The 22,804-nt window shown below is 61.6% G+C and carries 21 protein-coding genes and 1 pseudogene; 9 read left to right on the plus strand and 13 right to left on the minus strand.

Features of this window, described 5'->3' with window-relative positions:
• Positions 1 to 118: 118 nt before the first annotated feature.
• A complete protein-coding gene (gene gatA, locus J3P90_RS04050) occupies positions 119 to 1,570 on the minus strand; it encodes an Asp-tRNA(Asn)/Glu-tRNA(Gln) amidotransferase subunit GatA (protein ID WP_420765528.1) in 1,452 nt (483 codons plus the stop codon).
• Between the two features lie 16 nt (positions 1,571 to 1,586).
• Positions 1,587 to 1,874, minus strand: coding sequence for an Asp-tRNA(Asn)/Glu-tRNA(Gln) amidotransferase subunit GatC (gene gatC, locus J3P90_RS04055; RefSeq protein ID WP_039592252.1), 288 nt, complete (start codon positions 1,872 to 1,874; stop codon positions 1,587 to 1,589).
• A gap of 214 nt (positions 1,875 to 2,088) precedes the next feature.
• On the opposite strand from gatC, the gene mreB reads away from it, so the two are divergent.
• From mreB to tldD, 8 genes and pseudogenes are all read left to right on the plus strand, one after another.
• Positions 2,089 to 3,126, plus strand: a complete 1,038-nt coding sequence (gene mreB / locus J3P90_RS04060) for a rod shape-determining protein MreB (RefSeq protein ID WP_002555108.1) — start codon at positions 2,089 to 2,091, stop codon at positions 3,124 to 3,126.
• A gap of 171 nt (positions 3,127 to 3,297) precedes the next feature.
• On the plus strand, positions 3,298 to 4,386 hold the full coding sequence (mreC, locus tag J3P90_RS04065; protein ID WP_434560647.1) for a rod shape-determining protein MreC: 1,089 nt from the start codon (positions 3,298 to 3,300) through the stop codon (positions 4,384 to 4,386).
• Complete coding sequence (gene mreD, locus J3P90_RS04070) at positions 4,383 to 4,871, plus strand: rod shape-determining protein MreD (protein ID WP_249876151.1); 489 nt, start codon at positions 4,383 to 4,385, stop codon at positions 4,869 to 4,871. Before mreC ends, mreD begins: the two co-directional genes overlap by 4 nt.
• A gap of 98 nt (positions 4,872 to 4,969) precedes the next feature.
• Positions 4,970 to 5,566: a Maf family protein gene (locus J3P90_RS04075; RefSeq protein WP_420765527.1), complete on the plus strand. Its 597-nt coding sequence runs from the start codon at positions 4,970 to 4,972 to the stop codon at positions 5,564 to 5,566.
• Between the two features lie 56 nt (positions 5,567 to 5,622).
• Positions 5,623 to 7,080, plus strand: coding sequence for a ribonuclease G (gene rng / locus J3P90_RS04080; RefSeq protein WP_420765526.1), 1,458 nt, complete (start codon positions 5,623 to 5,625; stop codon positions 7,078 to 7,080).
• A 60-nt stretch (positions 7,081 to 7,140) separates the two neighbouring features.
• Positions 7,141 to 10,945: pseudogene (locus J3P90_RS04085) on the plus strand (YhdP family protein).
• Positions 10,946 to 11,021: 76 nt separating this feature from the next.
• Positions 11,022 to 11,885 (plus strand): carbon-nitrogen hydrolase family protein, encoded by an 864-nt coding sequence (locus J3P90_RS04090; protein WP_434560641.1) that lies wholly within the window; start codon positions 11,022 to 11,024, stop codon positions 11,883 to 11,885.
• A 5-nt stretch (positions 11,886 to 11,890) separates the two neighbouring features.
• Complete coding sequence (gene tldD / locus J3P90_RS04095; protein WP_186710681.1) at positions 11,891 to 13,333, plus strand: metalloprotease TldD; 1,443 nt, start codon at positions 11,891 to 11,893, stop codon at positions 13,331 to 13,333.
• Between the two features lie 44 nt (positions 13,334 to 13,377).
• Here tldD and yjgA read toward each other — a convergent pair whose 3' ends face one another.
• Positions 13,378 to 13,902, minus strand: a complete 525-nt coding sequence (gene yjgA / locus J3P90_RS04100) for a ribosome biogenesis factor YjgA (RefSeq protein WP_420765523.1) — start codon at positions 13,900 to 13,902, stop codon at positions 13,378 to 13,380.
• 153 nt (positions 13,903 to 14,055) lie between these two features.
• Here yjgA and pmbA point away from each other — a divergent pair, with 153 nt between their 5' ends.
• Positions 14,056 to 15,402, plus strand: coding sequence for a metalloprotease PmbA (gene pmbA, locus J3P90_RS04105; RefSeq protein ID WP_420765522.1), 1,347 nt, complete (start codon positions 14,056 to 14,058; stop codon positions 15,400 to 15,402).
• Between the two features lie 218 nt (positions 15,403 to 15,620).
• On the opposite strand, the gene J3P90_RS04110 is transcribed toward pmbA, so the two are convergent.
• The 10 genes from J3P90_RS04110 to J3P90_RS04155 form a co-directional block, all read right to left on the minus strand.
• Positions 15,621 to 15,896: an HPr family phosphocarrier protein gene (locus J3P90_RS04110; protein ID WP_420765521.1), complete on the minus strand. Its 276-nt coding sequence runs from the start codon at positions 15,894 to 15,896 to the stop codon at positions 15,621 to 15,623.
• A 15-nt stretch (positions 15,897 to 15,911) separates the two neighbouring features.
• Positions 15,912 to 16,769 (minus strand): RNase adapter RapZ, encoded by an 858-nt coding sequence (rapZ, locus tag J3P90_RS04115; protein WP_420765520.1) that lies wholly within the window; start codon positions 16,767 to 16,769, stop codon positions 15,912 to 15,914.
• A 2-nt stretch (positions 16,770 to 16,771) separates the two neighbouring features.
• Positions 16,772 to 17,236 (minus strand): PTS IIA-like nitrogen regulatory protein PtsN, encoded by a 465-nt coding sequence (gene ptsN / locus J3P90_RS04120; RefSeq protein WP_420765519.1) that lies wholly within the window; start codon positions 17,234 to 17,236, stop codon positions 16,772 to 16,774.
• A gap of 12 nt (positions 17,237 to 17,248) precedes the next feature.
• Positions 17,249 to 17,557 carry a ribosome hibernation-promoting factor, HPF/YfiA family gene (hpf, locus tag J3P90_RS04125; protein ID WP_090281780.1) on the minus strand — a complete coding sequence of 103 codons (309 nt, stop codon included), beginning with the start codon at positions 17,555 to 17,557 and terminating at the stop codon, positions 17,249 to 17,251.
• 75 nt (positions 17,558 to 17,632) lie between these two features.
• Complete coding sequence (locus tag J3P90_RS04130; protein ID WP_434560635.1) at positions 17,633 to 19,129, minus strand: RNA polymerase factor sigma-54; 1,497 nt, start codon at positions 19,127 to 19,129, stop codon at positions 17,633 to 17,635.
• 195 nt (positions 19,130 to 19,324) lie between these two features.
• The gene (lptB, locus tag J3P90_RS04135) at positions 19,325 to 20,050 is read right to left on the minus strand and encodes an LPS export ABC transporter ATP-binding protein (protein WP_047228667.1); all 726 of its coding nucleotides are present in this window, start codon (positions 20,048 to 20,050) and stop codon (positions 19,325 to 19,327) included.
• Positions 20,050 to 20,598: a lipopolysaccharide transport periplasmic protein LptA gene (gene lptA, locus J3P90_RS04140; RefSeq protein WP_420765517.1), complete on the minus strand. Its 549-nt coding sequence runs from the start codon at positions 20,596 to 20,598 to the stop codon at positions 20,050 to 20,052. Before lptA ends, lptB begins: the two co-directional genes overlap by 1 nt.
• Complete coding sequence (gene lptC / locus J3P90_RS04145; protein ID WP_434675860.1) at positions 20,585 to 21,157, minus strand: LPS export ABC transporter periplasmic protein LptC; 573 nt, start codon at positions 21,155 to 21,157, stop codon at positions 20,585 to 20,587. The genes lptA and lptC overlap by 14 nt, the downstream gene beginning before the upstream one ends.
• A gap of 7 nt (positions 21,158 to 21,164) precedes the next feature.
• Positions 21,165 to 21,689 carry a KdsC family phosphatase gene (locus J3P90_RS04150; protein ID WP_039592232.1) on the minus strand — a complete coding sequence of 175 codons (525 nt, stop codon included), beginning with the start codon at positions 21,687 to 21,689 and terminating at the stop codon, positions 21,165 to 21,167.
• A complete protein-coding gene (locus J3P90_RS04155; protein WP_420765515.1) occupies positions 21,689 to 22,663 on the minus strand; it encodes a KpsF/GutQ family sugar-phosphate isomerase in 975 nt (324 codons plus the stop codon). The genes J3P90_RS04150 and J3P90_RS04155 overlap by 1 nt, the downstream gene beginning before the upstream one ends.
• Positions 22,664 to 22,804: the final 141 nt, after the last annotated feature.

Genomic DNA, 22,804 nt, shown 5'->3' on the forward strand with positions numbered 1-22,804 from the left:
TTTGAAACGTCGCGAGCGAAGGTAAGGCAAGGCGAAAACTGGCGAGAAAGCGGAGTTGACTTTAGTCAATGAGCATTTCGAGCCAGTTTTCAACGCAGCATTACCGAGCGCAGCAGTTTCAAAACCCCTGAGGGGTGCGGGTGTGCCAGTCAGTGTTTAACTGGTACTGGTGCGCCACGTTGAGTAGGCGGCCTTCCTGGAAATACGGCGCGAGCAACTGCACGCCCACCGGCAGGCCATCGACGAAGCCGGCCGGCATGGACAGGCCCGGCAAGCCGGCGAGGTTGGCGGTGATGGTGTAGACGTCTTCCAGGTACTCGGCGACCGGGTCGCTGTTCTTGGCGCCGAGCTTCCAGGCCGGGTTCGGCGTGGTTGGGCCGAGGATGATATCGACCTCGTTGAAGGCGGCCATGAAGTCGTTCTTTACCAGGCGGCGGATTTTCTGCGCCTTTAGGTAGTAGGCATCGTAGTAGCCGGCGGACAGCGCGTAGGCGCCAACCATGATCCGGCGCTGCACTTCGGCGCCGAAGCCTTCGCCACGGGAGCGCTTGTACAGGTCGACCAGGTTTTGCGGGTTCTCGCAGCGATAGCCGAAGCGCACGCCGTCGAAGCGCGACAGGTTCGAGGACGCTTCCGCCGGGGCGATCACGTAGTACGCCGGAATGGCGTGCTGCATGTTCGGCAGGCTGATTTGCTTGATGACCGCGCCGAGCTTTTCCAGCTCCTTGATGCTGTTTTGAATCAGATCGGCGATGCGCGGGTCGAGGCCGGCGCCGAAATATTCCTTCGGCACGCCGATGCGCAGGCCTTGAAGCGAACCGTTGAGGCTGGCGCTGTAGTCCGGCACCGGTTCATCGATGCTGGTGGAATCGTTCGGGTCGAAGCCGGCCATGCCTTGGAGCAGGATCGCGCAGTCTTCGGCGGTGCGGGCCAGCGGGCCACCCTGGTCGAGGCTGGAGGCGTAGGCAATCATGCCCCAGCGCGAGACGCGGCCGTAGGTCGGTTTCAGGCCGGTGAGGTTGGTGAACGCAGCTGGCTGGCGAATCGAGCCACCGGTGTCGGTGGCGGTGGCGGCCGGCAACAGGCGCGCGGCCACGGCGGCGGCGGAACCACCGGACGAGCCGCCCGGTACGTGTTCAAGGTTCCACGGGTTTTTCACCGCGCCGTAATGGCTCGACTCGTTGGCCGAGCCCATGGCGAACTCGTCCATGTTGGTCTTGCCCAGGGTCACAGTGCCGGCGGCGGCCAGCTTGGCGACCACGGTGGCATCGTACGGGGCCTTGAAATTGTCGAGCATCTTCGAGCCGCAGCTGGTGCGGATGCCCTGTGTGCAAAACAGGTCCTTGTGGGCAATCGGCGCGCCAAGCAGGGCGCCGTTCTCACCCTTGGCGCGACGGGCGTCGGCGGCCTTGGCCTGGCTCAGGGCCAGTTCTTCGGTGAGGCTGATGAAGCTGTTGAGCTGCGGATCGAGCTGGGCGATGCGCGCCAGCAGGGCCTTGGTCAGCTCTTCGGAGGAAAACTTTTTGTCGGCGAGTCCGCGGGCGATCTCGGCCAGGGTCATCTGATGCATGAGAGGCTCTTTCCCTTTAGTCGATGACTTTCGGAACCAGGTACAGGCCGTTTTCGACCGCTGGCGCGATGGACTGGTAGGCCTCGCGGTTATTGGACTCGGTGACGACGTCGGCGCGCAGGCGCTGGCTGGCTTCCAGTGGGTGGGCCAGCGGCTCGATACCGTCGGTATCGACCGCCTGCATTTCGTCGACCAGCCCGAGGATGCTGTTCAGGGCAGAAGTAATATGTGGAAGATCGGCTTCATTGAGGCCCAGGCAGGCCAGATGAGCGATTTTTTCCACGTCGGAGCGTTCAAGCGCCATGGGATTCTCCAGTGGAAAACAAAACGGACGCAGTCTGTCCGTGTGTTAGATTGTCGGAACACTACCGCATTTCTACGGCGCTACGGCCGCGATTGTAGGGTTTGGTGCACAGAAAAGCGGCCAATTTAACATATTGGCGCCTTGCCCAAAATCCCTGTCGTTGTTAGAGTTTGCCGCACTTTTTTACCCACGCGTTGCCTAGGGTCCCTTTCCCATGTTCAAGAAACTGCGTGGCATGTTTTCCAGCGATCTCTCCATCGACCTGGGCACTGCCAACACCCTTATTTACGTGCGCGAGCGCGGTATCGTCCTGAATGAACCCTCGGTCGTGGCCATCCGCACCCACGGTAACCAGAAAAGTGTGGTGGCTGTCGGTACGGAAGCCAAGCGCATGCTGGGCCGTACACCGGGCAACATTGCAGCCATTCGCCCCATGAAGGACGGCGTGATCGCCGACTTCAGCGTCTGCGAAAAGATGCTGCAGTACTTCATCAACAAGGTTCACGAAAACAGTTTTCTGCAGCCCAGCCCTCGTGTGCTGATCTGCGTGCCCTGCAAGTCCACCCAGGTGGAGCGTCGCGCCATCCGTGAATCGGCCCTGGGTGCCGGTGCTCGCGAAGTATTCCTGATTGAAGAGCCAATGGCCGCAGCCATCGGTGCCGGCCTGCCGGTGGAAGAAGCCCGTGGTTCGATGGTCGTCGATATCGGTGGTGGTACCACTGAAATCGCCTTGATCTCCCTCAACGGTGTGGTCTACGCCGAATCCGTGCGTGTGGGCGGCGACCGTTTCGACGAAGCGATCATCACCTACGTACGTCGCAACTACGGCAGCCTGATCGGCGAATCCACCGCCGAGCGCATCAAGCAGGAAATCGGCACGGCCTACCCGGGCGGTGAAGTGCGCGAAGTCGATGTTCGCGGTCGCAACCTGGCCGAAGGCGTTCCACGCGCGTTCACGCTCAACTCCAACGAAGTGCTCGAAGCGCTGCAAGAGTCGCTGGCAACCATCGTCCAGGCCGTCAAGAGCGCCCTGGAGCAATCGCCGCCGGAGCTGGCCTCGGACATCGCCGAGCGCGGCCTGGTGCTGACCGGTGGTGGCGCGCTGTTGCGTGACCTCGACAAACTGCTGGCCCAGGAAACCGGCCTGCCGGTGATCGTTGCCGAAGACCCGCTGACGTGCGTTGCCCGCGGTGGTGGCCGTGCGCTGGAAATGATGGACAAGCACACCATGGACCTGCTCTCCAGCGAATAAATCTGGCGCAGTGGTCTATGTTGTTTGCGCTCGGGCGGCACTTTGCAGTGCTGCCCGTTGGCGTTTATCTTCTGTCATTCGTATCCAGGCCGGTTCGATACCGTATGAATAAAGACAACGTTTGCCTGGGAGGAGCGGCTTATTAAACCGCTTTTTGCCAAAGGCCCCTCATTGGGTGTACGCCTGCTGGTGTTGACCGTGCTGTCGGTTGCGCTGATGGTGGTGGATGCCCGCTTCACGCTGCTCAAGCCAGTGCGCAGCCAGATGTCGCTGGTGTTGATGGAGTCCTACTGGATCACCGACCTGCCGCAACGGTTGTGGCAGGGTGTGGCCAGCCAGTTTGGCAGCCGGACCGAACTGGTCGCCGAGAACGAAAAACTCAAGACTGAAAACCTGCTGCTGCAGGGGCGCATGCAGAAGCTGGCGGCCCTCACCGAACAGAACGTGCGGCTGCGCGAGTTGCTCAACTCCTCGGCGCTGGTCAATGAGAAAGTCGAAGTGGCCGAGCTGATCGGCATGGACCCGAACCCGTTCACCCACCGCATCATTATCAACAAGGGCGAGCGCGACGGTGTGGTCCTCGGCCAGCCGGTGCTCGATGCCCGTGGCCTGATGGGGCAGGTGGTGGAATTGATGCCTTATACGTCTCGTGTGCTGTTGCTGACCGATACCACCCACAGCATTCCGGTGCAGGTCAATCGCAACGGCTTGCGGGCAATCGCAAGCGGCACCGGCAACCCCGAGCGCCTCGAACTTCGCCATGTGGCCGATACCGCCGACATCAAGGAAGGCGACCTGCTGGTCAGTTCCGGCCTCGGCCAGCGGTTTCCGGCTGGTTATCCCGTGGCGACGGTCAAGGAAGTGATTCATGACTCTGGCCAGCCGTTCGCGATCGTGCGGGCGGTGCCGACGGCTGCGTTGAACCGCAGCCGCTACCTGCTGCTGGTATTCAGCGACAACCGCACGCCTGAAGAGCGCGCCAACGATGCCGCCGTGGCCCAGGAGGCCCAGGACCAGCAGAGCGGCGAATCGCCTGCTCCGGCCACACCTGCGCCCGCGCCCGCACCTGTACCAGCCACTGTGCCCAAGCCCCAGGCTGCGACGGCCCCGGCAACAACAGCTCCGGCCGCACACGCCGCGGCTCCCGCCCGACCGGCCGCAGCCCAGCAGCCGGCGGTCCAACCCGCCCGGCCCGCGACCAAGCCACCGGCCCCAGCGCCTGCCGCTACGCCCGCCACCAGGGGAGCACGTGAAGAATGAGCAGTACTCGATCCGGTAATGGCTGGATGGTCTGGCTGACCTTTGCCATCGGCCTGTTGCTCAGCGTTTCCCCGCTGCCGCAGTTCATGGAAATCCTGCGCCCGCTGTGGCTGGCCTTGCTGCTGGCCTTCTGGGCCCTGGCCTTGCCGCACAAGGTCGGCATGGTCACGGCCTGGTGCCTGGGGCTGGCCGAAGACGTGCTCTATGGCACGTTGCTGGGTCAGAACGCGCTGATCCTGACCTTGATCACATTCCTGGTGCTGTCGTTGCAACAACGCCTGCGCATGTTCCCGATGTGGCAACAGTGCTTGGTGATCCTGGTGATCTTCGGCTTGGCGCAACTGGTGCAATTATGGCTCAGCGCCTTGACCGGTAATCGCCAGCCGACCCTGGCGCTGGTCTTGCCGGCCCTGGTCAGCGCATTGCTCTGGCCGTGGATAAGTTTCGGTTTGCGCGGCTTGCGGCTGCGTTTCAAAATCAACTGATTCGGTCAGGATATCTACACTTTTTTGATGACTTACATCCCTGTGGCGAGGGAGCTCCCTCGCCACAAAAGCCGGTCGCCTATAAGGGAGATGTCTTGATGAAACCGCTTTACCTCGCCTCAGGGTCGCCGCGCCGGCGTGAATTGCTCACGCAGATCGGGGTGCCATTTACCGCCATCGGTGCGGACATCGACGAAACTCCCCACGATCACGAAACCCCATCGGCCTATGTAGAGCGCTTGGCGCGTGGCAAGGCCGATGCCGGACGACGTGCCCTATCAAATGACATCGATGGCTGCGTGCTCGGCGCGGACACCGCCGTGGTGCTGGATGGACGAATTCTCGGCAAGCCTCAGGATCAGGCCGACGCCGTGTCGATGCTCCTGGGCCTGTCCGGGCGCGATCATGAGGTACTGACCGCCATTGCCGTGCTGGATGCCGAACGCTGCGAATCCCGGGTGGTTCGCAGCCGCGTGCGCTTTCGCCTGATCACGGAACAGGAAGCGCTCGCCTATTGGGCCAGCGGCGAACCGCGAGACAAGGCCGGCAGCTATGGTATCCAAGGGCTGGGCGCGGTGTTCGTCGCCGGGCTTGAAGGCAGTTATTCGGCCGTGGTCGGCCTGCCGCTCTGCGAAACCGCAGAATTGCTCGGCCATTTCGGCATACCCTGTTGGCAAACCTTGAGCGCGCGTTGAGCGCCGTCTGACTAGATGCGGCCATAATCGTGAATATGCCTGAACGAGACCCTGCCATGAGTGAAGAGATTCTGATCAACATCACGCCGATGGAGTCGCGCGTGGCGGTGGTTGAAAACGGTGTCCTGCAAGAAGTTCACGTCGAGCGCACGCAAAAGCGTGGCATCGTCGGCAATATTTACAAGGGCAAGGTGGTGCGGGTTTTGCCGGGCATGCAGGCAGCCTTCGTTGACATCGGCCTGGACCGCGCGGCGTTCATCCACGCCTCGGAAATTTCCATGCGCGAAGGGCCGGCGGTAGAAAGCATCAGTGCGCTGGTCCATGAGGGCCAGAGCCTGGTGGTGCAGGTCACCAAGGACCCCATCGGCTCCAAGGGCGCGCGCCTGACCACCCAGCTGTCGATTCCGTCGCGCTACCTGGTGTACATGCCGCGCACCGCCCACGTCGGCATATCCCTGAAGATCGAAGACGAAGCCGAGCGTGAGCGCCTCAAAAAAGTGGTCAGTGACTGCGTGGAAAAAGAAGGCATCAAGGAAGCCGGCGGCTTCATCCTGCGTACGGCCGCCGAAGGCGCCGGGGCCGATGAGATCCTCATGGATATCCGCTACCTGCGCAGGCTCTGGGATCAGATCGCCGCGCAGATCAAGACCATCGCCACTCCCAGCGTGATCTACGAAGATCTGGGCCTGGCGTTGCGAACCCTGCGTGACCTGGTCAGCCCGAAGATCGAGAAGATCCGCATCGATTCCCGGGAAACCTTCCAGAAAACCACCCAGTTCGTCGCCGAGCTGATGCCGGAAATCGCCGACCGCCTGGAGCACTACCCTGGCGAGCGGCCGATTTTCGACCTGTACGGCGTCGAAGATGAGATCCAGCGCGCCCTTGAACGCAAGGTGCCGCTCAAGTCCGGCGGTTATCTGGTGGTCGATCCGGCCGAGGCGATGAGCACCATCGACGTCAACACCGGTGCCTTTGTCGGCCATCGTAATCTCGAGGAAACCATCTTCAAGACCAATCTTGAAGCGGCCACGGCCATTGCCCGGCAATTGCGCCTGCGCAACCTCGGCGGGATCATCATCATCGATTTCATCGACATGGAAGACGAAGAGCACCAGCGCCAGGTGCTGCGCACCCTGGAAAAACAGCTGGAGCGCGATCACGCCAAGACCAACATCATCGGCATCACCGAACTGGGCCTGGTGCAGATGACCCGCAAGCGCACCCGCGAAAGTCTTGAACAAGTGCTGTGCGAACCATGCAGCAGTTGCCAGGGCCGGGGCAAGCTCAAGACCCCGGAAACCGTGTGTTACGAAATCTTCCGGGAAATCCTCCGGGAAGCGCGCGCCTACCAGGCCACTGGCTATAGAGTGTTGGCGAACCAGAAAGTGGTGGACCGGTTGCTCGATGAAGAGTCGGGCAACGTCGCGGAGCTGGAAACCTTTATCGGCCGCACGATCCGTTTCCAGGTGGAGACCATGTATTCGCAGGAACAATACGACGTGGTGTTGCTCTGACGTGGCATGCGCAGTGGCGAGGCCGCGGCGAGAATGCCTTTGCCAAGGGGGGCTGCTGACATGGAGCGTCTGACACGCCTGTTGGGCACATTGACACGCTGGGGGCTTGGCCTGTGTGCGCTGCTGCTGGTCGTGCTGGCCTTGTACGTGAGCCTCGGCCGGGAGTTGGTCCCGCTGGTGGCTGAATACCGTAGCGAGGTCGAGGCCCGTGCCGGCGAAGCGCTCGGCATGCCGGTGCACGTCGGTAGCCTCGAAGGCGGCTGGAACGCCCTGGCCCCCATCTTCGCCGCGCGCGATGTAGTGGTCGGCGACGGCCCCAATGCCCTGCACCTGGATCATGTGCGCGCCGTGCCCGCGGTGTGGGACAGCCTGGTGGCCCGCCAGGTGCGCATCGCCCATCTGGAAATCAGCGGCCTGAAGATCAGCCTCAAGGAAGGCGCCGACGGGAAATGGGCCCTGGAAGGCCTGCCAGTACGGGACGACCAGCCACTCGATCCGCAGCAACTGTTGAACCGCATGCAAATGGTCTCGAAGCTGTCGGTGCTCGACAGCCAAGTGACGTTGCAGCCACTGGACCATCCGCCCCTGAGCCTCACCTACGTTGGCTTGAGCCTGCGCACCGGTGCCTCCCGCCAGCGCCTGGACGCTCGGCTGACCCTGCCCGACGGCCAGCCCGTGGCGATCAACCTGCGTACCCGCATCCGCGCCAGCGATTGGAAAAATGGCGTGGCCGATGCCTACCTGAGCCTGCCGCAAAGCGATTGGTCCCAATGGCTGCCTAAACGCCTGACCCGGCAATGGAATTTTTCCGAAATCAAGGCGGGGGGCGAGTTCTGGCTCAGCTGGGGCGCGGGCACGGTGCAAAGCGCGGCCGTGCGCTTGAACGCGCCGCAGCTCCAGGGCGCCTATGCCGACCGCAAGCCCGTGCAGATCCATAACCTGGCCCTCAACGGCTATTTCCAGCGCAGCAGCCAAGGATTTATCGCAACCTTCGACACTCTGGCGATGAGCCTGGGTGACACCCGCTGGGAGTCGCGCCTGCAGCTGCAGCAGACCGACGCCACCGACAAGGCCGAGGAACGCTGGCACGTGCAGGCCGATCGTCTCGACTTGACGCCGCTCACGCCGCTAATCAATGCCCTGGCGCCATTGCCGGAAGGCGTCGCCACCGCCATCGACCGACTCAAGGTGACCGGTGGCTTGCGCAACGTCTTGCTCGACTACCGGCCACACAATACCGGTGATCAAAAAGTCAGCTTCGCCACCAACCTCGACACGGTGGGTTTCAACGCCTATCACGGGGCCCCGGCGGCACGTAATGTTTCGGGCAGCCTGAGCGGCGACCTCGGCGGCGGCGAACTGCGCATGGACAGCAAGGATTTCTCCCTGCACCTGGACCCGATCTTCGCCAAACCCTGGCAGTACTTGCAGGCCAACGCACGGCTGACCTGGAAGTTGGACAAGCAAGGGTTCACCTTGATCGCGCCTTACCTGAAGGTGCTGGGTGAGGAGGGCCGGATTGCCGGGGATTTCCTGATTCGCCTGCATTTCGATCACAGCCAGGAAGATTACATGGACCTGCGGGTCGGCCTGGTGGACGGTGATGGGCGCTACACCGGCAAGTACCTGCCGGCCGTTCTCAGTCCTGCGCTGGACGAGTGGCTGCGCACCGCAATTGTCAAAGGCGCGGTGGATGAGGGCTTCTTTCAGTATCAAGGCTCGCTGAACAAAGGCGCCGAGGATGCGGCTCGCAGCATCAGCCTGTTTTTCAAGGTGCATGACGCTGAGCTGGCGTTCCAGCCCGGCTGGCCTTCGGTCAGTAAGGTCAGCGGCGATGTGTTTGTCGAGGACAGCGGCGTACGCATCTTCGCCAGCCAGGGGCAACTGCTGGGTACCCAGGTAAAAGACGTTTCGGTGAACATTCCCCACGTGCCGACCGGGCAAAACTCTCATTTGCTGCTCGACGGTGGGTTTGCCGGAGGGCTCGGCGACGGGTTGAAGATCCTCCAGACCGCGCCCATCGGCACGGCCGAAACATTCGCCGGCTGGGAAGGCGAGGGCGACCTGCGCGGCAGCGTAAAGCTCGATATCCCGCTCGTGAAAGGCGAGCAACCGAAGATCCTCGTGGATTTCTCAACGGACAAGGCTCGGCTCAAACTCAGCGAGCCGGCCTTGGAATTGACTCAACTCAAGGGGGATTTCCGCTTCGACAGCAGCAAGGGGCTGAGCGGCAAGAACATTGCGGCCCGGGCATTCGACCGACCCGTGACCGCGCAGATATTCGCCGAGGGCCGCACCGGCGCGCTCAATACGCGTGTCACGGCGTCCGGACGGGTTGAGGTGAAGAAACTCACCGACTGGCTGAGCGTGACCCAGCCGTTGCCCGTCTCCGGCGTGATTCCTTACCAGTTGCAAGTGATCCTCGACGGCGCCGACAGCCAGCTGTCGATCAATTCCAATCTCAAAGGCGTCGCGGTGGATCTGCCGGCGCCCTTCGGCATGGCGGCTGATGCCGGGCGCGACACCGTGTTCCGTATGACATTGCAGGGGCCGGAGCGGCGTTACTGGGCCAATTATGGCGACCTGGCCAGCTTCACTTATGCCGCCCCGAGCGGAAAAAACGGCCGATGGCCGTGGCGAATTGCTCCTGGGCGGGGGCGATGCAGTGCTGCCGGGAGCCAAGGGGCTGCGCCTGCGAGGCACGCTATCGGAGCTGGACGTGGGTCCCTGGCAGGATCTGTTGGGCAAATACGCCGGCCAGGACCCGGGCGGCAGCGCCCGGCAAGTGCTCAGCGGTGTCGACCTGAAAGTGGGCAAACTCACGGCGATGGGCACGACGCTGGACCAGGCATCGGTGCAACTGGACCGCAAGCCGGACGCCTGGGCCATGCGGCTCGACAGCCAGCAGGCCAAGGGCAGCGTCAACGTGCCGGACGCAAAGGCCGCCCCCATCGGTATCAAGCTGGACTACGTGCGCCTGCCCGCTGCCGACCCGACGGTGCAGGCCGACGAAAACGCCCCGGATCCGCTGGCTTCGGTTGATCCGAGCAAGATACCGGCCCTGGATATCGCCATCGACCAGTTGTTCCAAGGGCCTGATCTGATCGGCGCCTGGTCGTTGAAGGTGCGTCCAACCGGTAAAGGTATTGCGTTGAACGATCTGGACATGGGCCTCAAGGGCATGGTCCTCAATGGCAATGGCGCTTGGGAAGGTGCGCCGGGCTCGACCAGCAGTTGGTACAAGGGGCGGATCAAGGGTAAGAACCTGGCCGATGTGCTGAAAGGCTGGGGATTCGCCCCCAGCGTGACCAGCCAGGAGTTTCGCCTGGACGTTGACGGCCGTTGGCCTGGTTCGCCCGCCTGGGTGGCCACCAAGCGCTTTTCCGGGAGTCTCGATGCGTCGCTTACCAAGGGGCAGTTCGTCGAGGTCGAAGGCAGCGCGCAGGCGTTGCGGGTATTCGGCCTGTTGAACTTCAACTCCATCGGCCGCCGCCTGCGCCTGGATTTCTCCGACCTGTTTGGCAAGGGGCTGAGCTATGACCGGGTCAAGGGCTTGCTGGTGGCGAGCAATGGCGTCTATGTAACGCGTGAGCCCATCGCCTTGACGGGACCTTCGAGCAACCTGGAACTGAACGGAACGCTGGACATGGTCACTGACCGGGTCGACGCCAAGCTGCTGGTGACGTTGCCGGTGACCAACAACCTGCCCATCGCCGCGCTGATTGTCGGCGCCCCGGCGGTGGGTGGGGCATTGTTTTTGATCGACAAACTGATCGGTGACCGCGTAGCGCGTTTTGCCAGCGTAAGATACGACGTCAAGGGGCCGTGGAAAGAGCCAAAGATCAGCTTCGACAAGCCGTTCTGACGAGTAACGCTAGCCCTTGTGGGAGCGAGCAAGCTCGCTCCCACAAGAGGATGATGCACAAAATGAGGGAGGCAGCATGCCAGTCGCCGTGATTCAAATGGTCAGCCAAAGCGATGTCCTCGCCAACCTGGCCCGCGCCCGTGTGCTGTTGGAACAGGCAGCGGCTGGCGGTGCGAGGCTGGCGGTGCTGCCGGAAAACTTCGCCGCCATGGGGCGGCGGGACGTTGCCGACATCGGTCGCGCCGAAGCCTTTGGTCAGGGACCGATCCTGCCTTGGTTGAAACAGGTCGCTCGCGACCTCAGGTTATGGATTGTCGCCGGCACGCTGCCATTACCGCCGGAGGACGAGCCCGAAGCCAGGGCTCATGCCTGTTCGTTGCTGGTGGACGACCAGGGCCAGATCGTGGCGCGTTACGACAAGCTGCACCTGTTTGACGTGGACGTGGCGGACAATCGTGGGCGCTACCGCGAATCCGATGACTATGCTTATGGTCGCAACGTGGTGGTCGCCGATACTCCCGTGGGCCGGGTGGGCCTGACGGTCTGTTACGACTTGCGTTTCCCGGAGCTCTACAGCGAGTTGCGAGCGGCCGGGGCTGAGTTGATCACCGCGCCTTCGGCCTTTACAGCAGTAACCGGCGCCGCCCATTGGGACGTATTGATTCGCGCCCGAGCCATCGAGACCCAGTGCTACCTGCTGGCGGCAGCCCAAGGCGGGACGCATCCGGGGCCAAGGGAAACCTTCGGCCACGCTGCAATTATCGACCCATGGGGGCGGGTGCTGGCGCAACAGGATCAAGGCGAGGCGGTGCTGCTGGCCGAGCGCGACAGCAGCGAACAGGCGTCCATCCGGGCGCGCATGCCGGTGGCGAGCCATCGGCGCTTTTTCTCGCAGGGCGCCCGACAGCGACCTGCCCAAGACGACGAATTCAAGGCGTAAAACATATGAGCGGGTTGTTGTCCTCAGTCAGTGAACACCTTTTAGCCCCCGGTGGCGTGACCCTCGAAAGCCTGCAAGGCGTGCTGGGTGACCTGGCCGGCCCGGGCATCGATGCCGCCGACCTGTATTTCCAGGGGCAGATTTCCGAGTCCTGGTCGTTGGAAGACGGCATCGTCAAGGAAGGCAGTTTCAACCTTGACCAGGGCGTCGGCGTACGGGCCCAGTCCGGTGAAAAGACCGGTTTTGCCTACAGCAACGCCATCACCCTCGAAGCCCTCGGCGCCGCGGCCCGTGCCGCTCGTTCGATCTCGCGCGCCGGGCAAAACGGCACGGTCCAGGCGTTCAGCAGCCAGGACGTGGCGCAGCTGTATGCGCCGGATAATCCATTGGAGGTCATGAGTCGCGCCGAGAAAGTCGAGCTGCTCAAACGCATCGACGTTGCCACTCGCGCCCTCGATCCGCGGATCCAGCAGGTGTCGGTGAGCATGGCGGGCGTCTGGGAGCGAATCCTGGTGGCGTCCACCGATGGTGGCCTGGCGGCGGACGTCCGGCCCCTGGTGCGGTTCAATGTCAGCGTGATCGTCGAGCAGAACGGCCGGCGTGAGCGCGGCGGTCATGGCGGCGGCGGGCGCACCGACTATCGTTATTTCCTCAGCGAAGACCGCGCCATGGGCTACGCCCGCGAAGCCCTGCGCCAGGCGCTGGTCAATCTGGAAGCGATTCCGGCCCCGGCCGGCACGTTGCCGGTGGTGCTGGGCTCCGGCTGGTCCGGCGTGCTGCTGCATGAAGCGGTCGGCCACGGCCTGGAAGGCGATTTCAACCGCAAGGGCAGCTCTGCCTACAGTGGTCGCATGGGTGAAATGGTCGCCTCGAAACTCTGCACGATCGTCGACGACGGTACATTGGCCGGGCGTCGGGGCTCCCTGAGCGTTGATGACGAAGGCACCCCGACCGAGTGCACCACCTTGATCGAAAACGGCGTGCTCAAGGGCTACATGCAGGACAAGCTCAATGCTCGCCTGATGGGCGTCGCTCGCACCGGCAACGGTCGTCGCGAATCCTACGCGCACCTTCCGATGCCGCGCATGACCAATACCTACATGCTGGGCGGCCAGAGCGATCCGGCGGAAATCATCGCCTCGGTGAAAAAAGGCATCTATTGCGCCAACCTCGGCGGCGGCCAGGTGGACATCACCAGCGGCAAGTTCGTGTTTTCCACCAGCGAGGCCTACCTCATTGAAGACGGCAAGATCACCGCGCCGGTCAAGGGCGCGACCCTGATCGGCAACGGGCCGGAGGCGATGAGCAAAGTGTCGATGGTCGGTAATGACCTGTCGCTGGACAGTGGCGTGGGCACGTGTGGCAAAGACGGCCAGTCGGTGCCGGTGGGTGTCGGCCAGCCGACCTTGAAGATCGATGCGATCACCGTGGGTGGCACGGGCGCATGACGGAGCCTTGGGTGGAGTGCAAGGCCTCCACCCAAGGACGAGACTCAGCGCAGGCCGCGTTGAGTCTCGTCCAGCTCACGGATGTATTTGAAGATTTTACGGCTCGAGGCCGGCGGCTTGTTGTGCGCCAGTTCGTGCTGGGCCTGACGGATCAGGGAGCGCAATTGCTGGCGATCGGCCTCCGGGTAGTCGATGACGAATTTTTCCAAGGTGCCGTCATCGCCAGCGATCAAGCGATCACGCCAGCGTTCCAGGTTGTGGAAGCGCTCGTTGTACTGCCGGGTGGAGGCATCGAGCTGGTCTAGCAAAACCAGGATCGCGTCAGTGTCCTGGTCGCGCATCAGTTTGCCGATGAACTGCAGGTGCCGTTTACGCGCGATATTCGCGGTGTGCTTGGGCGCATCGGCCAGGGCCCGGCGCAAGGCGTCGGTCAACGGCAGTTTGGCCAGCAAGTCAGGCTTGAGTGTTGTCAGGCGCTCGCCGAGGTCAACCAGAGCATGCAGCTCGCGTTTGACCTGGGATTTGCTTTTTTCACCCTCGTAGAGGGAGTCGTCGTAAGAATCAACCATGGTGGCAGTCCGCAAAGAAACGCCGCCATGATAACCAGTCGGGGGCCGCTTGTCCGGCCCGGTCGCTAGAAGGCCAAGGGTTTGTACGAAAAACAGCGCAGGCAGTTTGCGTGCAAACCCGATACCGAAAGCAGAATTTGAGTGGAGAACACCATGAGTGCAGTTCAGAGCGTCGGTCCGCAGGCATTGCCGGCACTGCAGGAGCAAGTCGAGCAGATTCTCGCCGAGGCCAAGCGACAAGGTGCCAGCGCCTGTGAGGTGGCGGTATCGCTGGAGCAGGGATTGTCGACTTCGGTGCGCCAGCGCGAAGTGGAAACCGTTGAGTTCAATCGGGATCAGGGTTTCGGCATTACCTTGTACGTAGGCCAGCGCAAGGGATCGGCCAGCACTTCGGCCAGCGGGCCCGACGCCATTCGTGAAACGGTGGCCGCGGCGCTGGCGATCGCCAAGCACACGTCCGAGGATGACGCCTCGGGGTTGGCCGATGCCGCCCTTATGTGCAAGGAACTGAAGGATTTCGATCTGTTCCACGCCTGGGACATCACGCCCGAGCAAGCCATCGAACAGGCGCTGCGCTGTGAGGCGGCGGCATTCGATGCCGACCGCCGGATCAAGAATGCCGACGGTACGACGCTCAATACGCACCAGGGTTGCCGGGTTTATGGCAACAGCCATGGCTTTATCGGCGGTTACGCTTCGACCCGTCACAGCCTCAGTTGTGTGATGATCGCCGAGGCGGACGGGCAGATGCAGCGCGACTACTGGTATGACGTCAGTCGCCAGGGCACGTTGCTGGCGGACCCGGTGAGCATCGGCCAGAAAGCCGCACAACGGGCAGCCAGCCGCTTGGGCGCGCGGCCGGTGCCGACCTGTGAGGTGCCGGTGTTGTTTTCTGCCGAGCTGGCCGGTGGTCTGTTTGGCAGCTTCCTGTCGGCGGTGTCTGGCGGCAACTTGTACCGCAAGTCGTCGTTCCTGGAAGGCGCGCTGGGGCAGAAGCTGTTCCCGGAGTGGATGACCATTGACGAGCGTCCGCACCTGATGCAGGCCATGGGCAGCTCGGCATTCGACGGCGATGGCCTGGCCACTTACGCCAAGCCGTTCGTGGAAAACGGCGAGCTGGTGTCCTACATCCTTGGTACCTATTCGGGCCGCAAACTCGGCATGCCGAGCACCGCCAACGCTGGCGGTGTGCATAACCTTTTCGTTACCCATGGCGAAGAAGACCAGGCGGCATTGCTTCGGCGCATGGGCCGGGGGCTGTTGGTAACGGAGTTGATGGGCCATGGGCTGAACATGGTGACCGGGGATTATTCCCGTGGCGCGGCGGGTTTCTGGGTCGAGAATGGCGAGATCCAGTTCCCGGTTCAGGAAGTCACCATCGCCGGAAACATGCGTGACATGTTCAAGCAGATCGTGGCGGTGGGGAATGATTTGGAGCTGCGCAGCAACATCCGCACGGGCTCGGTGTTGATCGAGCGGATGACCGTGGCGGGTAGCTGATACTCAAGGCCACAAAAAAAGGCGCGTCATTCATGTGGATGACGCGCCTTTTTTGTGTCGATTAGAGCTCATGGCAAGTCCGTTTTTGTGGCGAGGGAGCTTGTTCCGCTGAGCCGCGAAGCGGCCCCAACATCTTGCGGCCGCTGCGCACTGGAGCGCCAGCCCGGCCGAGCGGGAGCAAGCTCCCTCGCGACGAAATGGCCTTGGGTCCGGAGGAGTTATTCCCCCTCGTCGAAATAGTTGTTGATCAGCGCCACCAAGGCATCCATCGCCTCCTGGGCCTGTTCGCCCTCGGTGCTCAAGTGGATCTTGGTGCCCTTGCCAGCGGCGAGCATCATCATCGCCATGATGCTTTTACCATCGACGGTACTCTCAGGCGTGCGCCCGACCCGGATCGTGGTCTCAGGAAACTGACCCGCCACACCTACGAATTTCGCCGACGCTCGGGCATGCAAACCCAGCTTGTTGATGATTTCAATTTCACGAGCAGGCATCGCGGTGTGAATCCTTTAGCTGAGGTCGCGGTGGCGAACCTGGACGTTCTTCAGGGATTGTTGCAGGAGCTGACCCAGGCGTTCGGTCAGGTAGACGGAGCGGTGATGGCCACCCGTACAGCCAATGGCGATCGTGACGTAGGCGCGGTTGCTAGCGGCAAAGCGGGGCAGCCATTTGAGCAGGTAGCTGGAAATGTCCTGGTACATCTCTTCGACATCCGGCTGGGCGGCCAAGTAGTCGATTACCGGTTGGTCCAGCCCGGACTGCTCGCGCAGTTCCGGTTTCCAATAAGGGTTGGGTAAACAGCGGACATCGAACACCAGGTCGGCATCTACCGGCATTCCGCGTTTGAAACCGAACGATTCGACGAGAAAGGCCGTACCCGGTTCTGGCTGGTTCAGCAGGCGCAACTTGAGGGTGTCGCGCAGTTGATACAGGTTCAGGTTCGTGGTGTTGAGCTTGAGGTCCGCCAGGTCCGCGATGGGCCCGAGCAGTTGGCTTTCGTCATGGATCGCTTCGGCCAGGGAGCGGCTCGCATTGCTCAGTGGATGGCGCCGGCGAGTTTCGGAGAAACGCTTGAGCAAGGTTTCTTCGTCGGCATCCAGGTAGAGCACATCGCATTGGATATGGCGGCTGCGCACTTCCTCGAGCAGTTCGGGGAAGCGCGACAAGTGGCTGGGCAGGTTACGGGCATCGACCGACACGGCGACCAGCGGTTGCGCCAGTTCGGTGTGGATCAGGGCGCGCTCGGCCAACTCCGGAAGCAGGCCTGCCGGCAAGTTGTCGATGCAGTAGTAGCCGCTGTCCTCGAGCACATTGAGGGCGGTACTTTTACCGGAGCCGGAGCGGCCACTGACGATGATCATGCGCATGTTTAATGACCGTTCTGCTCGTCCAGGACAACCTGATACAAAGCGTCGTTACTCGTTGCGCTGCGCAGTCTTTCGCGCACTTCCTTGCGGTCCAGCATGCTGGCGATCTGGCGCAGCAGCTCAAGGTGCGCATCGGTCGCCGCTTCCGGAACCAGCAATACGAACAGCAGGTCGACCGGGGCGCCGTCGATGGCGTCGAAATCTATGGGTGCTTCAAGGTGCAGTAGCGCGCTGATGGGCGACGTACAGCCTTTGAGGCGGCAATGTGGAATGGCGATGCCGTTGCCAAAACCGGTGGAGCCTAGTTTTTCACGGGCGATAAGGGCCTCGAAGACGTCCTGCATTTCCAGATCCGGCACTTCGCGGTGGATCAGGTTGGCAATTTGTTCGAGGGCTTTCTTCTTACTGCCACCCGGCGCGTTCACCTGGGAACGGCCGGGGGTCAGGATGGTTTCTAGTCGGATCATGGATTGGGGGGGTTAACGACCGGTTGCGCCCTGGAGGAGGCTCTGGGTCTTTTCCTTATGCTTTTTGAGTTGGCGATCCAGCTTGTCGGTCAGCAGGTCAATCGCGGCATACATGTCATCATGCTCCGCATTGGCAACCACTTCTCCGCCGGGAATATGCAGTGTGGCTTCGATCTTCTGCTTCAGCTTTTCGACGTTCAGAATGACTTGCACGTTGGTGATCTTGTCGAAATGCCTCTCCAATCGGTCGAGTTTTTCGCCGATGTAGGTGCGCAGGGGTTCGGTCACTTCCAGTTGGTGTCCACTGATGTTGACTTGCATACAGCTTCTCCTTCGTTGCCAGTGCATAAAGCGGCAGGCTGGGTGCCTGCCACTGGAACGCTGTGGCGTGGCCTGTTACATCAACCGCTTGCGTTCGCTCGAAGGTGCGATCCCCAGGGATTCGCGGTATTTGGCGACGGTACGGCGGGCCACCTGAATGCCTTGTGCCTCCAGTAAACCAGCGATCTTGCTGTCACTCAACGGCTTTTTCTGATTTTCCGCCGCGACCAGTTTTTTGATGATCGCGCGGATGGCCGTGGACGAGCATTCGCCGCCTTCGGAGGTGCTGACGTGGCTGGAGAAAAAGTATTTCAATTCATAGATGCCCCGAGGGGTATGCATGAATTTCTGGGTGGTCACCCGTGAAATCGTCGATTCGTGCATGCCCACCGCCTCGGCAATGTCATGCAGGACCAACGGCTTCATCGCTTCGTCGCCATATTCCAGGAAGCCGCGCTGATGCTCGACGATCTGGGTGGCGACTTTCATCAGGGTTTCGTTGCGGCTCTGCAGGCTCTTGATGAACCAGCGCGCTTCCTGCAACTGGTTGCGCATGAAGGTGTTGTCGGCGCTGGTATCGGCGCGTTTGACGAAACCTGCGTACTGGGCGTTGACGCGCAGCTTGGGCATCGACTCCTGGTTGAGCTCCACCAGCCAGCGATCGTTGTGCTTGCGCACGATTACGTCGGGGACGACGTATTCGGGCTCGGTGGATTCGATCTGTGAGCCAGGACGCGGGTTGAGGCTTTGCACCAGCTCGATGACCTGGCGCAGTTCATCTTCCTTGAGCTTCATGCGACGCATCAGTTGGCTGTAGTCGCGTCCGCCCAAAAGGTCGATGTAATCGGTCACCAGGCGCTTGGCTTCGGCCAGCCACGGGGTTTTGGCGGGCAATTGGCGCAGCTGCAGCAACAGGCATTCGCCCAGGTTGCGAGCACCGATGCCGGCGGGTTCGAACTGCTGGATGCGATGCAAGACGGCTTCGATCTCGTCCAGCTCGATGTCGAGCTCGGGGTCGAAGGCTTCGAGGATTTCTTCCAGCGTCTCGTCCAGGTAACCCTGGTTGTTGATGCAATCGATCAGGGTCACGGCGATCAGGCGATCGGTATCGGACATCGGCGCCAGGTTCAATTGCCAGAGCAGATGACTCTGCAAGCTCTCGCCGGCGGACGTGCGGGTAGTGAAATCCCATTCGTCGTCATCGCCGCTCGGCAGGCTGCTGGCGCTGGTCTGATAGACGTCTTCCCAAGCCGTGTCCACGGGCAGGTCGTTGGGAATGCGCTCGTTCCATTCGCCATCCTCAAGGTTGTCCACCGTGGGGGCGGCTTCCTGTTGGTAGGTTGGTTCCTGGATTTCCGGGGTGGTTTTCTGCTCGACATTGTCGGCCAGTGGATCGGTGTTGTCGAAGTCGTCGCCCTCTTCCTGGCGTTCGAGCATCGGATTGGATTCCAGGGCCTCTTGGATTTCCTGTTGCAGGTCCAGGGTCGACAATTGGAGCAGGCGGATGGCCTGTTGCAGCTGCGGTGTCATCGTCAGCTGCTGGCCCATTCTCAAGACTAGCGATGGTTTCATGGCAGGGGCTTAACACCTTATTTGCCGGCGCACATGCGCCATCCACTACAGGGCGCCGGAGCGCCAAACTTAAGCAAATTATATGCCTGAAACTGAAGTGTTTGCCTAGGGGGCGTCTTCAATTAATTGAGAGTGCCCCACGGGTCGTCATCGGACATTCGGCGCCACCCAGGCCTTCGCCTGAGGCTTCGTGGCTTAAAGGCGGAACTCGTGGCCCAGATACACTTCCTTGACCAGCTCGTTGGCCAGGATGGTGGCCGAGTCGCCCTCGGCGATCAACTGGCCGTCGTTGACGATATAGGCGGTCTCGCAGATGTCCAGTGTCTCGCGCACGTTGTGGTCGGTGATCAGCACGCCGATCCCCTTGGCCTTGAGATGATGGATGATCTGCTTGATGTCGCCCACCGAAATCGGGTCTACGCCGGCGAAGGGTTCGTCGAGCAGAATGAATTTCGGCGCGGTAGCCAGGGCGCGGGCAATTTCCACGCGACGACGTTCGCCGCCGGACAGGCTCATGCCCAGGTTGTCGCGAATGTGGCTGATATGGAATTCCTGCAGCAGGCTCTCCAATTCCTGACGGCGGCCGGCCTTGTCGAGCTCCTTGCGGGTCTCGAGGATGGCCATGATGTTGTCGGCCACCGACAGTTTGCGGAAGATCGACGCTTCTTGCGGCAGATAACCGATACCGGCCTTCGCCCGGCCGTGCATCGGCTGGTGGCTGACATCCAGGTCGTCGATCAGTACGCGGCCCTGGTCGGCCTGAACCAGCCCGACGATCATGTAGAAACAGGTTGTCTTGCCCGCGCCGTTGGGGCCGAGCAAGCCAACGATCTGGCCGCTGTCGATGGACAGGCTGACATCGCGCACAACCTGGCGGCTCTTGTAGCTCTTGGCCAGGTGCTGGGCTTTCAGAGTTGCCATTACTGCGCCTTCTGCTCGTCGGTTTTCTTTTTCGGCTGGATCACCATGTCGATCCGCGGACGCTGTTCGGTCACCTTGCTGCCAGTGGCACGGCCGGCGCTGGCCAGCTTCTTGACCGTGTCGTAGACGATCTTCTCGCCTTGGGTCACGTTGTTGTCCTTGTCGACGACCTTGGCGCGGTCGATCAATACAACGCGGTCCTGGGCGGCGTGATACTGGATGGTGACCCCGTAACCCTGCACAGGCTTGGTGTCGCCTGCGGTCTGCAACTGTTCGAAGTACGCCAGGTTGCCCACGGATGTCACTACGTCGATATCGCCGGACTGGGTGCGGGTGATGGTGACGGTATTGCCGGTCACCTTCATCGAGCCCTGGGTAATGATCACGTCACCCTTATAGGTGGCGACACCGTTCTTGTCGTCCAGTTGCGCGTCGTCGGCCTGGATGCGGATAGGCTGGTCGCGGTCGTTGGGAAGGGCCCAGGCGCTCGCGCTTCCCAGTGCAGCGCCCAGACTGAGCAAAATAGGGAGGGTTTTAGCGAGCTTCATACTGTCCTCTTACTTTCGATAGCAGGTGTATCCTGCTTTCCTTCAAATACGCCTTCATTCCCACGCCGGTCGACACGCCGCCAGCGCCGTCGATTCTAACGGGTTGCTCGGTCTGCGCATATTCTCGCTGCGGGAAGACCGTCATGCGACTGCTGGTGATGATGGTCGTACGGTTCTTTTCATCGGTCCGTGCGATGCGCACCGAGTCGATCAGTTCGACTTCGGTGCCGCCGGGATTGACCTCGGCCCGTTCGCTCTGCACGTGCCATGGAAATTCGGTACCCCGGAACATGTTCAGGTCCGGTTTGGTCACCAGCGTGACGTCGCTGGCCTTTACATGATCGACCTTGTCGGCCGTCATTTCGTACTGCACCTTTCCGTCCGGCAGGTATTTCAGGGTATGCGTATTGGTCGCATACCAGTCGATGTCATTTTCCTCGACCTTGGCCGCGGGTTGGTCAAGGAAGCGTTCCGGGCTGATGTTCCAATAGCCCACCGCAGCGAAAATCGCGGCGATGCAGCTGAACACCAGAATGGTGCGAATCTTCTTGCTTAGCATAAATGGCTCACAAGTATGCGGCGTTGGCCGCTTCGAGGTGGCCCTGGGCACGCAGGATCAGTTCACAGAATTCACGGGCTGCACCTTCGCCGCCCCTTGCCGTGGTGACGCCATGGGCGTGCTCGCGCACGAACGCCGCTGCGTTGGCCACTGCCATGCCCAGGCCGACCCGACGGATGACCGGCAGGTCCGGCAGATCGTCGCCCAGGTAGGCGACCTGTTCATAGCTTAGATTGAGTTGGCCAAGGAGCTCGTCCAGAACCACCAGTTTGTCTTCGCGGCCCTGGTAAAGGTGGGGGATGCCCAGGTTCTTCGCCCGCCGTTCGACCACCGGGGTCTTGCGGCCGCTGATAATGGCCGTTTGCACGCCCGAGGCCATCAGCATCTTGATGCCTTGGCCGTCGAGTGTGTTGAAGGTCTTGAATTCGCTGCCGTCTTCGAGGAAATAAAGGCGGCCGTCGGTGAGTACACCGTCGACGTCGAATACGGCGAGCTTGATGGTCTTGCCCCGTTGCAGCAGGTCGGTCGTCATTACATTACTCCAGCACGCAGCAGGTCGGACAGGTTGAAGGCGCCGATCGGGCGGTCTTCGTCATCCACTACCACCAGTGCGTTTATCCTGTGGTCTTCCATGATTTTAAGGGCTTCGGCGGCAAGCATGTCGGCGCGGGCGGTCTTGCCGTGCAGCGTCATGACTTCGTCGATGGTTGCGTTGCGAATGTCGATCGCGCGGTCGAGGGTGCGGCGCAGGTCGCCGTCTGTGAAAATCCCGGCGAGCTTGCCGTCGGCTTCGAGGATCACGGTCATGCCCAGGCCCTTGCGGGTCATTTCCATCAGCGCATCTTTGAGCAGCGTGCCGCGTTGCACCTGCGGCAGCTCTTCTCCGGCGTGCATCACGTTTTCGACTTTCAGCAACAGGCGACGGCCCAGCGCGCCACCGGGATGGGAAAAGGCGAAATCCTCCGCCGTGAAGCCCCGGGCTTCCAGCAGGGCCACGGCCAGGGCATCGCCCATGACCAGTGCCGCGGTGGTGGAGGAGGTCGGGGCCAGGTTCAGCGGGCAGGCTTCGTGCTCGACATGGACATTGAGGTTCACCTCGGCGGCCTTGGCCAACGGGGAGTCCGGGTTGCCGGTGATGCTGATCATCTGGATGCCCAGGCGCTTGATCAGCGGCAGCAACGTGAGGATTTCATTGGTCGAGCCGGAGTTGGACAGGGCCAGGATGACATCGTCCCGGGTAATCATGCCCATGTCGCCGTGGCTGGCTTCGGCCGGGTGGACAAAAAATGCCGTCGTGCCCGTGCTCGCCAGCGTGGCGGCGATCTTGTTGCCGATGTGGCCGGACTTACCCATGCCGACCACGACCACGCGGCCCTTGCTGGCCAGAATCATCTCGCAGGCACGTACGAAATCAGCGTCGATGTGGGCCAGTAAGCCTTGTACGGCTTCGAGCTCGAGGCGGATGGTACGTTGTGCCGATTGAATCAGGTCGCTGGATTGGCTCATGTCAGATCGTATAGCCCGATGAAAAGGCGGCGATTATAGCGGTAATGAACGATTCCCTCACGTTAGTTCGTCACGCTTTGTTCGAACGGTTGCAAGGCTGGACATAAAATGTGGTGTTTTACCTTAAGCCAGGCTTAACGG

The organism is Pseudomonas sp. D3-10 (assembly GCF_051132175.1).
Taxonomy (GTDB): Bacteria; Pseudomonadota; Gammaproteobacteria; order Pseudomonadales; family Pseudomonadaceae; genus Aquipseudomonas.

Excerpts from the sequence above, each read along its gene's own strand:
- gatA (WP_420765528.1), bottom strand. The coding sequence starts at position 1,570 with ATGCATCAGATGACCCTGGCCGAGATCGCCCGCGGACTCGCCGACAAA.
- gatC (WP_039592252.1), bottom strand. The coding sequence starts at position 1,874 with ATGGCGCTTGAACGCTCCGACGTGGAAAAAATCGCTCATCTGGCCTGC.
- mreB (WP_002555108.1), top strand. The coding sequence starts at position 2,089 with ATGTTCAAGAAACTGCGTGGCATGTTTTCCAGCGATCTCTCCATCGAC.
- mreD (WP_249876151.1), top strand. The coding sequence starts at position 4,383 with ATGAGCAGTACTCGATCCGGTAATGGCTGGATGGTCTGGCTGACCTTT.
- J3P90_RS04075 (WP_420765527.1), top strand. The coding sequence starts at position 4,970 with ATGAAACCGCTTTACCTCGCCTCAGGGTCGCCGCGCCGGCGTGAATTG.
- rng (WP_420765526.1), top strand. The coding sequence starts at position 5,623 with ATGAGTGAAGAGATTCTGATCAACATCACGCCGATGGAGTCGCGCGTG.
- J3P90_RS04090 (WP_434560641.1), top strand. The coding sequence starts at position 11,022 with ATGCCAGTCGCCGTGATTCAAATGGTCAGCCAAAGCGATGTCCTCGCC.
- tldD (WP_186710681.1), top strand. The coding sequence starts at position 11,891 with ATGAGCGGGTTGTTGTCCTCAGTCAGTGAACACCTTTTAGCCCCCGGT.
- yjgA (WP_420765523.1), bottom strand. The coding sequence starts at position 13,902 with ATGGTTGATTCTTACGACGACTCCCTCTACGAGGGTGAAAAAAGCAAA.
- pmbA (WP_420765522.1), top strand. The coding sequence starts at position 14,056 with ATGAGTGCAGTTCAGAGCGTCGGTCCGCAGGCATTGCCGGCACTGCAG.
- J3P90_RS04110 (WP_420765521.1), bottom strand. The coding sequence starts at position 15,896 with ATGCCTGCTCGTGAAATTGAAATCATCAACAAGCTGGGTTTGCATGCC.
- rapZ (WP_420765520.1), bottom strand. The coding sequence starts at position 16,769 with ATGCGCATGATCATCGTCAGTGGCCGCTCCGGCTCCGGTAAAAGTACC.
- ptsN (WP_420765519.1), bottom strand. The coding sequence starts at position 17,236 with ATGATCCGACTAGAAACCATCCTGACCCCCGGCCGTTCCCAGGTGAAC.
- hpf (WP_090281780.1), bottom strand. The coding sequence starts at position 17,557 with ATGCAAGTCAACATCAGTGGACACCAACTGGAAGTGACCGAACCCCTG.
- J3P90_RS04130 (WP_434560635.1), bottom strand. The coding sequence starts at position 19,129 with ATGAAACCATCGCTAGTCTTGAGAATGGGCCAGCAGCTGACGATGACA.
- lptB (WP_047228667.1), bottom strand. The coding sequence starts at position 20,050 with ATGGCAACTCTGAAAGCCCAGCACCTGGCCAAGAGCTACAAGAGCCGC.
- lptA (WP_420765517.1), bottom strand. The coding sequence starts at position 20,598 with ATGAAGCTCGCTAAAACCCTCCCTATTTTGCTCAGTCTGGGCGCTGCA.
- lptC (WP_434675860.1), bottom strand. The coding sequence starts at position 21,157 with ATGCTAAGCAAGAAGATTCGCACCATTCTGGTGTTCAGCTGCATCGCC.
- J3P90_RS04150 (WP_039592232.1), bottom strand. The coding sequence starts at position 21,689 with ATGACGACCGACCTGCTGCAACGGGGCAAGACCATCAAGCTCGCCGTA.
- J3P90_RS04155 (WP_420765515.1), bottom strand. The coding sequence starts at position 22,663 with ATGAGCCAATCCAGCGACCTGATTCAATCGGCACAACGTACCATCCGC.